General features: G+C 67.5%; 13 protein-coding genes and 1 tRNA gene. 9 read left to right on the forward strand and 5 right to left on the reverse strand.

Annotated features, from left to right (window positions below):
- The first annotated feature begins 624 nt into the window (after positions 1 to 624).
- From QMK34_RS44970 to QMK34_RS44985, 4 genes are all read left to right on the forward strand, one after another.
- The gene (locus tag QMK34_RS44970; RefSeq protein WP_326420986.1) at positions 625 to 759 is read left to right on the forward strand and encodes a hypothetical protein; all 135 of its coding nucleotides are present in this window, start codon (positions 625 to 627) and stop codon (positions 757 to 759) included.
- Entirely contained in the window at positions 756 to 1,091 is a 336-nt protein-coding gene (locus QMK34_RS44975) for a hypothetical protein (RefSeq protein WP_326420987.1), read from the forward strand. The genes QMK34_RS44970 and QMK34_RS44975 overlap by 4 nt, the downstream gene beginning before the upstream one ends.
- Before the next feature lie 143 nt (positions 1,092 to 1,234).
- Positions 1,235 to 2,548, forward strand: a complete 1,314-nt coding sequence (locus QMK34_RS44980) for a tyrosine-type recombinase/integrase (RefSeq protein WP_326420988.1) — start codon at positions 1,235 to 1,237, stop codon at positions 2,546 to 2,548.
- Positions 2,472 to 3,632 (forward strand): hypothetical protein, encoded by a 1,161-nt coding sequence (locus QMK34_RS44985; protein ID WP_326420990.1) that lies wholly within the window; start codon positions 2,472 to 2,474, stop codon positions 3,630 to 3,632. Before QMK34_RS44980 ends, QMK34_RS44985 begins: the two co-directional genes overlap by 77 nt.
- Positions 3,633 to 3,999: 367 nt before the next feature.
- Here the strand turns inward: QMK34_RS44985 and QMK34_RS44990 are convergent, their stop codons facing one another.
- The 3 genes from QMK34_RS44990 to QMK34_RS45000 all read right to left on the reverse strand — a co-directional run bounded on the left by QMK34_RS44990 (position 4,000) and on the right by QMK34_RS45000 (position 5,728).
- Entirely contained in the window at positions 4,000 to 5,037 is a 1,038-nt protein-coding gene (locus QMK34_RS44990; RefSeq protein WP_326420992.1) for a tyrosine-type recombinase/integrase, read from the reverse strand.
- Complete coding sequence (locus QMK34_RS44995) at positions 5,034 to 5,504, reverse strand: hypothetical protein (protein WP_326420994.1); 471 nt, start codon at positions 5,502 to 5,504, stop codon at positions 5,034 to 5,036. Before QMK34_RS44995 ends, QMK34_RS44990 begins: the two co-directional genes overlap by 4 nt.
- Before the next feature lie 140 nt (positions 5,505 to 5,644).
- A tRNA-Leu gene (locus QMK34_RS45000) sits at positions 5,645 to 5,728 on the reverse strand.
- 349 nt (positions 5,729 to 6,077) lie between these two features.
- Between QMK34_RS45000 and QMK34_RS45005 the strand changes: the two genes are divergently transcribed.
- The 3 genes from QMK34_RS45005 to QMK34_RS45015 all read left to right on the forward strand — a co-directional run bounded on the left by QMK34_RS45005 (position 6,078) and on the right by QMK34_RS45015 (position 9,128).
- Complete coding sequence (locus QMK34_RS45005) at positions 6,078 to 7,940, forward strand: P-loop NTPase fold protein (RefSeq protein ID WP_326420995.1); 1,863 nt, start codon at positions 6,078 to 6,080, stop codon at positions 7,938 to 7,940.
- A 362-nt stretch (positions 7,941 to 8,302) separates the two neighbouring features.
- Positions 8,303 to 8,506: a cold-shock protein gene (locus QMK34_RS45010; protein ID WP_326420996.1), complete on the forward strand. Its 204-nt coding sequence runs from the start codon at positions 8,303 to 8,305 to the stop codon at positions 8,504 to 8,506.
- Between the two features lie 163 nt (positions 8,507 to 8,669).
- A complete protein-coding gene (locus QMK34_RS45015; protein WP_326420997.1) occupies positions 8,670 to 9,128 on the forward strand; it encodes a MarR family winged helix-turn-helix transcriptional regulator in 459 nt (152 codons plus the stop codon).
- Positions 9,129 to 9,135: 7 nt separating this feature from the next.
- Here QMK34_RS45015 and QMK34_RS45020 read toward each other — a convergent pair whose 3' ends face one another.
- Positions 9,136 to 10,596 (reverse strand): aldehyde dehydrogenase, encoded by a 1,461-nt coding sequence (locus tag QMK34_RS45020; protein WP_326420998.1) that lies wholly within the window; start codon positions 10,594 to 10,596, stop codon positions 9,136 to 9,138.
- Positions 10,597 to 10,689: 93 nt separating this feature from the next.
- On the reverse strand, positions 10,690 to 11,223 hold the full coding sequence (locus QMK34_RS45025) for a signal peptidase II (RefSeq protein WP_326421000.1): 534 nt from the start codon (positions 11,221 to 11,223) through the stop codon (positions 10,690 to 10,692).
- Between the two features lie 70 nt (positions 11,224 to 11,293).
- Here QMK34_RS45025 and QMK34_RS45030 point away from each other — a divergent pair, with 70 nt between their 5' ends.
- Together QMK34_RS45030 and QMK34_RS45035 are read left to right on the forward strand one after the other, a co-directional pair.
- Positions 11,294 to 11,998, forward strand: coding sequence for a maleylpyruvate isomerase family mycothiol-dependent enzyme (locus QMK34_RS45030; RefSeq protein WP_326421002.1), 705 nt, complete (start codon positions 11,294 to 11,296; stop codon positions 11,996 to 11,998).
- A 46-nt stretch (positions 11,999 to 12,044) separates the two neighbouring features.
- The coding region (locus QMK34_RS45035; RefSeq protein WP_326421003.1) for a hypothetical protein at positions 12,045 to 12,247 on the forward strand (203 nt) is incomplete at its 3' end.

Below are 12,247 nucleotides of genomic sequence, written 5' to 3' on the forward strand. Positions count from 1 at the left end.
CTGACGCTCGTCCAGGTGCGGCAACAACACCGCGAACTTCGCCGCCAGCACTGCCCCGATGTCCCCAGCCTCACGCATACCACAAGCATGACAGCTACAACCGGACTCTACGGGTTATTCATCGGCGAGCCCCTAGCAGGGAGGACGTCATCTTCGGCGGGTTCGACGTGAGCCGGTTGCCCGCGTGGTTGCGTGCATCCAGCGCGCAGTGCATGTTCCGCCGTCGCATGCTCCTGACTGTCACCATCGGCGCCGACGAGACGTACATTCGTCTCCTGAGGCTCGCCGATGCTGAAAACTTCAACCATCACTGGTTGTCCCCTGCTCGTGGAGATCAGATCAGGCGTCGTCATCAGTTGTGGGAGGAGACACGCACAGCGACCGAGTACGCCGACGCGACCGCGGAAAGACAGGAGTACTTCGGCGGGCTCTTCCCGACCAACCGGTCCTGGGGCGGCCTTCGTACCCAGCGGGCGATCGCACAACTGACTAGGTGAACTTGTCAGCCGCGCGTGGGTCGTGGCCTGTGGTGCGCCGGAAAGTGTAAACACGGCTGGGCGGCTGCGTATCGTAGCTGTCCGCCGGCACCATCGACGACGACTTGACCGTGAGGAGCGAACGAACGTGAGCGCCAACTTGTCCGTGCTGGGCTCGGCCCTTGTCGGGGACCTGATCCGCGGTGTGTGCGCCGCGGAGCGAGATGACTACAGCTGGCGTGACCCGCATGAGTACCTGGTCTGCGGCCGGTGGCTCGCATGACCACACCCTCGTGGGTCCACGTTCTGGCGCTGATCAAGGGCGCGGCGGAGAGCACCTCTGACGTGCACTTCGGTTCGCTGATGGGCTTCGACAGTCATGCTCGGGTTGCCGTGGCGCTGGGGCTCGTCGAAGATCTCCGCGGCGAGTCGGGCGCCGACGATCGCGATGATGACATCGTCGTGACGGCAGCGGGCTGGTCGTTTTATCACGAGTTCGAGCTCGAGCGCCTTCCGGCCGGGCGCGCGAACAACTGGCCACGCCTGGCCGAGGAGCTGGTCGAGTCCGCTGAGGCCGCGTTGCAGGAACACTGGAATCGCATCGTCTCACCGTGATGTCCACGTCGATGTCGGGGCAACCCTCGCGCTCGGGGGAGAGGTCTATTGACCGGACTACGGGACGACACGCCGCAATGATCCCAACACCGAGCGAGAGTTGATCTTTAAATCTCATCCATCTTGTTCAAGGAGGTGGTGAGATGTTCGACGATCTGGGCCGGGACATCGCAACGATTCAGTTGCCCCGATGGGGACGGGTGTTGCAGGCCGAAGGATCGGTGGCATGGCTGGTGGTGGACGACGATGGCAAGCCGGTGGAGCCGATTCGGCGGTACCTGACCGACTTCGCTGCCAGAGATACCAGCCTGGGGTCGGTTCGCAGCTACGCCTACGTCTTGTTGCGTTGGTGGCGGTGGCTGCGCGCGGTCGATGTCGAGTGGGACAAAGCGACGCCTGCCGAGGTCCGCGACCTGGTGTTGTGGCTCCAGCAGACGACCAGGCCACGCCGGTCACCGAGAACGGTGTCGGCGGTCGCCGCGGGCACGATCAACCCTGTCACCCGCAAGCGGCATCTCGGTGACGGGTATGAGCCGCGCACGATCCGGCACGCCAACGCGGTGGTCCGGGCGTTCTACGAGTACTGGATCGAGGACGTCCAGAAGGGACCACTGGTCAGCCCGGTCCCGCTCGATCGACGCTACCGGGCTCGTCGGCCGCATGCGCACCACAACCCGTTGGAGCCGTTCCGACTGGACGGGAAGATCTGGTACAACCCGAAGTTGCCGAAGCAGCAGCCGCGGGAAATGCGGGAGGAGTCCTGGCGTGACGTATTTGCCGGACTGCGCTCCAATCGCGACCGGGCACTGATGTCGATGGACATCAGTTGCGCGGCCCGCGCAGCCGAACTACTCGGCGTTCGCGGTATAGACCTGGACTGGGGCGATCAGCTCGTGCGGGTGATCCGCAAGGGCACTGGCGCCGAGCAATGGCTGCCGGCCAGCCCAGAATCATTTGTCTGGCTACGGCTCTACCTGTCAGATCTCAGGGAACCGCTGGACCCGAACGATCCGGTCTGGTGGACGCTGCGGCGGCGCGACCGAGGCGATGGGCTGCGTCGGCAACCGATGAATTACGAGGCACTGCGCGCGGTCTGGCGTCGGGTAAACGCCCTGCTCGGCACGAACTGGACCATGCACGACCTACGGCACACCGCCGCGCTGCGCATGTCCCGCGACGAGACGACGTGCAGGTCGTCCTCGGGCACGCCCATCTGTCTATCACCGCCGACATCTACACCGTCGAGGACGAAGTTCAGGTTATCCGCCGAGTCCAAGGACACCTGGCCGACCGCGAACGCCGCGCTCACCAGCCATCTGCACCGGTGGCCGCGGGTTACGACGCCGAGGAGCTCACGGTGCTGTTGGGAGGAACGCTCTCGTGAGGTCTCTGGACACAGGCTACCGGGGCTCCGCTCGCGCGCCTCATCAGTTTCGACTTCTCGACGAGGAGGCTGATGACGGAAGCCGTGTTGGAGAAGCAGACCGCCTGTCGATCAGCGAGATCCTGCTGCGATTGCCGTCGTTGCCTATGTGGTCTGTCGGGGATACCTACGATCGTCGATCGCGGATGACGGGGGCTCGGCGGATCCTGGAGTGGCTGGAGACCCAGGCGGGCGAGGGCTGGCAGCAACGCTGGGCACTCTCCGGCGCTGCCGACGGGATGGACCAGCCGTGGCTGACACGGCTGGCCGAGGGCGACTCTCGGGCGCCGGTGACTGCACGCAACGAGCTGGCCGGCGGCGTGATGGTCTTGCTGCTGGCGCGGGTGGTCCTGCCCAGCTACGCCTTCCTCGCTTCCTACTCGGCGACGCGGCTTGACACCTACACGCGGCTTACGTTCCGGCCGGACTTGTTCGCGCGGATCGAGGCGACAGCGGAGAGCCTGGACTTGCCGGTGCGGCAGTTTGAGGACGGGCTGGTCGTCCTGTCGAAGATCGTCCTGCAATACGGGCAAGGACTTGGACTGTCTCACTGCGGACGATCTGATCGGCTTTCGCACGTGGTCGGCTCGACGCAAGACCGGCACCAATTTGGTTCTACCAAGCCGCACGTTGCTTGGCGTCTGTTGAAGGGGATTGTCGACCTGGGGCACGACACGATGCTGGAGGCGCTGCGGTTTGGGCAAAGCTCGGTTCCCGAGATGGTGGACAGCTATGAGGTGGCTTGTGGGCCAGTCAGGGATATTCTCGTCCGCTACCTGCGGGAGCGGCAGTCCGCGATGGACTACGCCTCGTTACGCAGCCTGGCCCGCAACCTGGTGAAACTCTTCTGGACCGACATCGAGCTGCATCATCCCGGAATCACCACACTCCACCTCGACGACGAGATCGCCGCTGCCTGGAAACAGAGACTGATGGTGGTGCGCAAGCCCGATGGGACCATCAGCCACGCAGGCAGTTCCGTGATGTTCTGCTCCAGGTCAGGGCCTTCTCGCTGCCGAAGGGGCTGCAGTAGCGCCGTCTTACCGGCAGGCCGAATGGGGGCTCCCCGCACACAGGATGCTGAACATGCCAACCCGGCCGGCGCGATCGCGCCGTAAACCGGCTCTGTACAGCGGGAACCGGTCGATGTGGACGCAATGCGGGCCCGGATCGTCGCGAGTGTCGTCCTGGCTGGCGCTGGGAGACGTTACGAAACGTATAACGCCCTATACAGTGCTCGTGGCCGTTGCCGTCGATGAGCTTCTCGGATGTCGAAGTCCGTTTGCGCGGTGCTCGTCAAGACATGTGTGCCGTATGCGGGCCGGGTCGACAGGCCGTCAGGCGGAACGGGCGGGGCGGCGATCTCGAACGGTGTTTCCAGACCCTCCTCCTGGCGCCAGGTCTGAACGTGGGAGGGCTGCGCATCTGACTCGGGCACGCCAGGTCAGCTCCGGCGTGCCCGAGTCGGGTGATGCGGCTGGGTGACTATTGCTTCTTCGCCAGTGGGTGGGGTTCGCCGGTGAGGGCGGCGAGTGCGGTGGCGACCTCGGCGGTGTCGGCTTTGATGTAGGTGGTAGTGGCCGCGTCGTTGCCTTCGGTGTGGCCTGCGTAGGCGCGGGCGACGGCGTAGCCGAAGTTGCGTTCCACCCAGGTCAGGGTGGTGTGGCGGAGCCAGTGCGCCGACACCAGGAGGCTGGCTGCCCAGGGCAGGTGCCTGCGGACGCGGTTGAAGAGGTGGTCGTAGCGGCGGCTGGTGATGGGTTTGCCGCTGGCATAGCGCAGTAGTTGCTCGCCCGGGTCACCGGTGCCGCGTTCGTCGTGGTGGGCGACGAGGTGGCGCATAAGGGTGGGGGAGACTGGTTGCCAGCGTTCGGTCCCGCCTTTCTCTCGCAGCCGGATCATGCACTGGGTGCGATCGAGGTCGCGTGGACGCAGGGCGAGGGCACCGCCACGGCGGCAGGCGGTTTCTTCGTGGATGCGGCAGATGAGGGCGTCGAGTTCGGGGTCGTCGCCGGTGGTGGCGACGATGTCGTTGAGTTCGGCCAGTCGGTTGTCGGGCAGGGCGCGGCGGGTGGAGGCGTTGCGCCGTGGTTTGGTGACCCGGCGGGCGGGGTTGGCCCGCACACTGATGAGGTCTTCGTTCTCCAGGTGCCGGTAGAGGCAGCGGACCGCGGCGACGAAGTTCTCCGCGGCGTTGCGCCCGCCGCGGGAGTTGCTGCGCACCACCGCGGTCTCGCGGACGGTCTCGGACATCCTTTTGATCTCCGAGGCGGTCACCTCGTTCATGGCCCGTGGACCCCAGGCGGCCTCGGCCTTCTTCCAGTACGACCCGTAGGAGCGGGCGGTCATGGCAGTGACCAGGTCGGTGACGACCGGGATCCACTCGGTGAACGTGGGCACCGGCGCGCGCGCTGCCGTTGTGGTGTTGTCGTCGGTGTCGAGCAGGTCGACGGGGTCGACGCCCATGCGGGCCAGCAGCAGCCGGGCGGCGTCGAGTTCGGTGGTGGTCGCGGTGTCGGTCACGATGTCGCCTCCGGTGCGGACAGGGTGCGGTGGAAGTCGCGCAGTAGTGCGTGCACGACGGGTTCGGGGTGTACGACCAGGACGTCCTGATCGGGGTCGGCGACCAGCAGCACCCTGCTGCCCGCCCTGGCACCGCAGCTGCTGCGCACGATCGCGGGAAGCGCCACATACGGTTTGCCAGGCATCGTGAAGAGGCCGTCGTCGCGCCGGGCGATGAGCACCGAGGTGCGCAGCAGCGTGAACAGCAGCCGGTCGCCGGGCCGCCAGCCAAGCGCGGCGACTACGCCGCGGTCCTGGATACGGCCGGACGCGTCGAGCAGGGCGGTGGAGAAGTGCCGCCCGCCCGCGGTGCTGTCATGGACCGGTGGGGGCAGGGCCAGCGGGAGGGTGATCGCAGCGGGGCGCTGCGCCGGTGTCGGCGGGGCGACGCGGCTGGGGAGGGTGACGGGTACGATGACGCCGCTCATGAAAAACCTCCCCGGTACCTGTCGCACGGGGAGGGATCGACCATGATCAGTGTAGACGAGCAGGCCGTACTAAGGAAAAAGTAGAGGCCCACCGTAGTGGGCCACTCACTCTGTGTTGCGGGAGATATCCCGTGAATATGTGTCCGAGGGGGGACTTGAACCCCCACGTCCGCTAAGGACACTAGCACCTCAAGCTAGCGCGTCTGCCATTCCGCCACTCGGACTTGCTGAAGAAAGACTATACCGTCGCAGGGGCGGGTTTCTCAGGGGGTCCGTCTTCGGTTGCAGGGTTTGTCTGGCAAGGTCTTTTGGTTGGACTGCGGCCGAGGTGTCATGGCGGCAAGTTGAACGTTTCTGCTGGTCAGAGTGTACCTTTGCGTGGTTGATCGCTATGCCTGCGGTTGGTGAAGCTCCGCGGCGTGACCGCTTAGTGTGTTCGCCCTGTTGTCTTACGTCACTGGGAGTGAGGCGTCGCGGCCTCGTTGCGGTCGTGGCTTCCTCCGAACGGAAGAGTTGCCGACTGGGTAAATCCGGGACAATTGACGTCTGTGACCGGATACCGCTGGGGGTGACGTGCCGTACAAGCTGGTGAATGATCAGCCCGTTGAGGCGCCGGAGGACGACCTGCTCGGGAGCGGCGCGATTGCGGCCGGTATCGCGTCCATGATCGTCGCGTCTCGTGCGGCCTCGCCGCTCGTGCTGGCTGTGGACGCCAGCTGGGGTATGGGGAAAAGCACCCTGTTGCGGCAGATCGAGGCCGAGCTCCCGAAGTCTTCCGGCATCATCACCGAACGGTTCAATGCCTGGACCGCTGGCGGCGATCGTGCGCTTGAAGGGTTGATCAAGTCGGTTCTGGTCAAGCTGGACAAGAACGTGGTGCGTCGCTGGGCCCGGCAGGTCTTGAAGCGTAAGCGGATCACCGGCTTGGCGAAGCTGGTCGCCGGGGTCACCGGCTTGGCGAAGCTGGTCGCCGGGGTCACCGGCCGGCTGCTCGGGGTGAACCGGCTCGTGGACGAGATCTGGGCGCGACTGTCAGTGGACGCGAGTTCTGGCAACGAGCTGCGCGGACTCATCCAGGGCATGTTGTCCGACTGGGTGAAAGTCGATGGTGGCCGGGCGCCGGGCCGGGTGCTGGTGATGTTCGTCGACGACCTGGACCGGTGCTCGGACGAGGTCGTGGTGAAGGTGTGCGAAGCCGTCAAATTGTATCTTGACGCTCCGGGGCTCATCTTCGTCCTTTGCTGCGACCAGGCGGTCCTCGCCAGGGGCGTGTCCGGCCCGGCTCGAGGTGGGCTCGGGGAGGGCCGGAGCTACCTGGAGAAGATCGTGCAGGTGGCGTATCGGCTACCGCAGCCGGAGGACGGCCAGGTCAGGAGGCTGATAGACGGGTGCGCGCGGCGTTCGGGCACGACCGCGCTGATCGACGACACGGTCGCCGACATCCTGATCGACCGGACCGGCCGGAACCCCCGCAGGATCAAGCGCATCATCAACAGTTTCGTACTCGAGCACCAGCTCGATCCGGCTTGGCAGCGGCCTCCGCTCGGCAGCACGCAGCTCGTCACCGCGATCCTGCTGCAGCAGCTGTACAGCCCGTTCTACGACATGCTCGTGCGCCAGTATCAGACCGCCGACCTGATCGGCGAGTTCCTCGACTATGCGGACGTCCGGGAGCTGATACCCACTCCGCCGGGCCGGGAGGACGATCAGTGGTGGGTGACCGTCCGCAGGTCGTTCGAAACGCACCGGGTCGCCGTTCCGGATTCGTTCGCCGAGTTTCGCGAGCTGCTGCCGGCCGGTTTCCAGGAGCTTGAACGGGAACTTCCGGAGGAGTTCGCGGCTTGGGTTCGCGACGAGGCGTTCGTCTCCCTGCTTCGGGGGATCGGCGGCCAGGAGACGCGGGATGCGTTGCGCCGCAAGCTGGTCAACCGACCGCTGGCGACCGAGCAGATCCCGTCGCCGCTCTCAGCCGAGTGGGAGTCGTCGAGCTCGGCGGTCCGGCTGTCCGACCGTGACGAATCCGCGGATTTTCAGGGCAGGCGCTTTGTTTTCGTCGACGACAACCCGCCCAGCGTGGCGGAATTGGCTTCGATGCTGGAAGAACGAGGCGCCGTGGTCAAGATTCACTCGACGTCCGCGAAGGCGCTCGTGGAAGTCGCCCAGCTTCCGCCGGATGCCGTCGTCTCGGACATCACGCGGGGCAAAGACCTGGAGGCCGGTTTTACTTTCGTCGAAGAGCTCCGGCGACGAGGCTACGACCGGCCGGTGGTGTTCTTCACCGGCCGCGTGACCCCTCAGCGGCGTGATCGCGCGCTGGAGCTTGGTGCCGAGATCGCTGTCGCGGAGTACGCCGTCGTCGCCATCCTCCGCAGCGCGCTCAAGGTGGCGCCGCCGGTCGGCATCCAGGTCGGCGGCCTCGCGGGCCCTTCCCGGTGACTTTGGGCCGCCAGCCGAATTCGCTCGATCGTGTCAGCGAGGCTGCTCCGTGACCAGGACCTGTTCGCCGGTGATCGGTTCCGCGAAGCGGTGAACGCCCAGTTCCATCCTCGTCGGGGCGGCCGCGCACGGGCCGGTGAACGCCCCGTCCCGAAGCCGGCCGTGGAATGATGACGTGTCCACAAGGTGGTCCCGTTTTGGGGCCTCCGACCCCGCTCGGTAGCGCTGTGACCGGGGCGGTGTCCGGTTTCGGAGGCAGGGGAGTACCGTCGGGTGCGACCATCATTTGGCCGGATGGCAGGATGTGGTCTGAGACCTGGGCTCTAGTGAAGCCCGGGCTCGGCAGAAAGAAAGTTGGCGGCATGGCTCAGGGCACTGTTAAGTGGTTCAACGGCGAAAAGGGTTTCGGGTTCATCGCCCAGGATGGCGGGGGTCCCGACGTCTTCGTGCACTACTCGGAAATTCAGGGCAACGGTTTCAAGTCCCTGGACGAGGGTCAGCGCGTGGAGTTCGAGATCGGCCAGGGCCAGAAGGGCCCGCAGGCCCAGGGCGTCAGCGCCATCTGAGCCACCCTTGGCAGCAGGGGGTCCGTGCCCGTTCAGGGCGAGGGCCCTCTTTGCTAGTTGTTGTTCCAGCGCGCCTGGGGCGGGAGTTCTTCCTGCTCCAGGCGCGTTCCTGTATCCGAAGCCTTGGTCGTTCCAGTTTGAACTACTGGACTAGGCTGCGAGCATGGAACCCGACTGGCTCGACGAGAGCGAACTGAAGACCTGGGAAGGCTTCCTCGCCGCGGGCACCATGGTGAATCGCCTGGTCGAGCAGCAGCTCAAGCAGGACGCGGGGCTTTCGCACCCGCAGTACGAAGTGCTGGTCCGGCTGTCGAACGCGCCGGAGGGCGAGCTCCGGATGACCGAGCTCGCCGGTGTGGCGCTCACCTCGAAGAGCGGTTTGAGCTACCAGGTGACCCAGCTGGAGAAGGCGGGCCTGGTCCGCCGCCGGTCGTGCCCGACCGACGACCGCGGCGTGGTGGCCGGGTTGACCGACCTGGGCTGGGTCAAACTGCGCGCGGCGGCGCCGGGGCATCTCGCCATGGTGCGCGAAGTCTTCTTCGACGGGCTCACGAAAGCCCAGCTCGAGGGGCTCGCCGACGGGATCGGCGCCCTCGTCGGGCGGCTGCGCGACGAGGGCTGACCGCGCCTCAGAACGGGAAGCCCGCGTGCTTCCCGGCGACGGTGATCCACCGGGTGTCGGTGAAGGCCTCGACGCCCCAGCGGCCCCCGAACCGCCCGTAACCCGTCGACTTGACGCCCCCGAACGGCGCCTGGGGCTCGTCGTCGACCGTCTGGTTGTTGACGTGCACGATTCCGGTGTGCAGGCGGCGTGCCAGTGCCAGGCCGCGCCGGGCGTCCTCGGTGAGCACGCCAGCCGTCAGGCCGTACGGGGTGTCGTTGGCGATGGCCACCGCCTCGTCGTCGCTGTCGACGACGATCACCGTGCAGACCGGCCCGAAGATCTCCTCGGCGAAGATCCGCATGTCCGGGGTCACCCGGTCCAGCACGGTCGCGGCGTGCCGGGCGCCGTCCGGCTCTCCGCCGCCGGCGAGCACCCGGGCTCCGGCGTCGACCGCTTCGGCGACCAGCGCCGCGACGCGCTGTGCGGCCCTGTCGTCGATCAGGGGACCGATCACGGTGCCGGTGTCCGCCGGGTCGCCGTGGGGCAGTGACGCCGCTTTGGCGGCCAGCCTGGTGGTGAACTCCTCGGCGACGGCCCGGTGGACGAGGACCCGGTCGGCGGACATGCAGATCTGGCCCGCGTTGGTGAACGCGCCGAACGTCACCGCGTCGACCGCGTAGCCGAGGTCGGCGTCGTCGAGCACGAGCAGGGCGTTCTTGCCGCCGAGTTCGAGCACCGCGGGCTTGAGGTGGCGGGCGGCGGTGGTGCCGATGATCCGGCCGACCTCGGTGGAGCCGGTGAAGTTGATCACCCGGACCCGCTCGTCGGCGATCAGGCTCTCCGCGACGGCGGCGGCATCCTCGCGGGCGTTGGTGACGACGTTGAGCACACCGGCGGGCAGTCCGGCCTCGCGCAGCACGTCGGCCAGGAACAGGCCGCAGGCGATCGGGGCGTCTTCGCTGGGCTTGAGCACCACGGTGTTGCCGACGGCCAGTGCGACGGCGAACGAGCGGACGCCGAGGATGAGCGGCGCGTTCCAGGGCGCGAACGCGCCGACGACCCCGACCGGCTCACGGACGGCGAGCGAAAGGGCTTCGCCGGTGTCGGTCGCCAGCACCTCGCCGAGCGGTTGCGTGGTCGCCGCGGCGGCCTCGCGCAGGATGTTCGAGGCGAGGCCGGCGTTGAACAGCGCCCAGCCGTGGACGCCGCCGACCTCGCGGGCCATGATCTCGACGGCCTCGTCCGCCCTGGCCTCCAGGACGTCCCCGGCCTTGAGGAAGATCCGGCGGCGAGCCGAGGGAGCCGTCTCGGCCCACTCGGTGAACGCCTTGTCCGCCGCGTCGACGGCCCGGCGGACGTCGGCGGGCTTGCCGGCGGCCACGGTGGCGTACAGCTCGCCGTTGTAGGGGGTGTGGTCGCCGGTGGTGGCGCCGTCGAGCGCCGGGACCTCTTCGCCGCCGATCAGCAGTTCACGCTTGATGACCATGGGGTGCCGGGTCTCCGATCGAAGTTGTTCAAAATTGAATCAAGTCCGGTCACCGTACAGCGCGGTGTGGAGCCGGACAATGATCCCCGGCGCTCAGTCGCCGCTGGACGGCGTCCGCCGCTCCTTCGCGTTCGCCCGGCCGCCGTCGGTCCCGATGCCACGCACCGTGAGCAGGACGGCCAGCGCGGCGCCCGCGGTGAGCGCGATGTCGGCGACGTTGCCGACGAACAAGCCGTTGTAGTCCAGGAAGTCGACGACGTGGCCGCGGGCGAAGCCGGGCGCGCGGAACAGCCTGTCGAGCAGGTGTGTCGCGGCGCCGCCCAGCATCAGCCCGAACGCGACGGCCCAGCTGCCCGAGCGGACACGGCCGACCAGCCAGCCGAGCCCGGCCACGGCTGCCGCCGCGAGAATCGCGAAGATCCAGGTCGAGCCCGAGCCGATCGAGAAGGCCGCGCCCGGGTTGTAAAGCAGGCGGAGCCGGAGGAAGTCGCCGAGCACGGGGATCGGCGCGTGGCCCGCGAGGGCCGAAACGGCCCACGCCTTGGTCAGCTGGTCCACCACGAGAATGGCCAGTGCCACCGTCACGCCCGCCCGCCAGCGGACCGGAGCCGCTCCTTGCTCGGTCATGGCGGCCAGCCTAGCCAGCCTGGCGGCGCCGTCGACCGGCATACTCCCCACGAGCGAAGGAGATCATCGGATGAGCGAAGAAACCTCGGACCTGAGCCGGACGCTGGGCTGGCTGGCCGCGGGCACTGCTTTCCTGCACGCGGCCGTCGACCGGATTCCCGACGACGGGCTGCGCGAGCCGAGCGGGCTGCCAGGCTGGAGCCGCGCGCACGTCGTCGCCCATCTCGCGCGCAACGCCGAGGCGCTGGGCAGGCTCGCGGGCTGGGCCAGGACCGGGGTCGAGACGCCCATGTACGTCAACGCCCAGGCGCGCAACGCCGACATCGAGGCGTCGGCCGTCTTCCCGGCGGACGTGCTGCGGGAGGAGCTGGCCGCCACCTCGGCCGGTCTCGACGACGCGCTGGCCCTGCTCGATGACGACACCTGGCAAGCCGCCGTGCGCAACGCCCAGGGGCAGTCGATGCCCGCCACGACGATCCCGTGGATGCGGACGCGGGAAACCTGGCTGCACACCGTGGATCTCGCGGCCGGCGCGACCGTCGCCGACCTGCCCGCCGACCTGCTGGACGCGTTGCTCGGCGACGTCACCACCGCGCTTTCGGCCCGCGAGGGCTGCCCGGCTGCCATGCTCGAGCCGGACGATCGGACCCGGAGCTGGCGGCTGGGCGAGGCGGGCGGGCCGGTCGTGGCCGGGTCCGCGGCGAGCCTGGTGGCGTGGCTCACCGGTCGTGCGCCGCGGCAAGGTGCGCAGCCGGAGCTCGCCAGCTGGATCTGACGCAGCGGTCCGGCGCGTCGGCAATCGCCTCAAGGACGCCCTGCCGGTGCGCTCGCTGCTGCTCGTGTTCCTGAGAACGCGTCTGAGAACTGTCGCAGCAGCCGCCGCTCGAAGCCTCGAGCGCCTGGCCTTCGAAGCCGCCTACCCTCCACAAAGGACGGAAAATCTGCCCATTCGCCCGTTTCATACCGCCATGACCGTTTCATGCGTGCCCCTGAAGGCCACCATGACAGCGTTAAACGCCGTGAA

It is taken from the genome of Amycolatopsis sp. H20-H5 (assembly GCF_035828755.1).
Lineage (GTDB): Bacteria > Actinomycetota > Actinomycetes > Mycobacteriales > Pseudonocardiaceae > Amycolatopsis.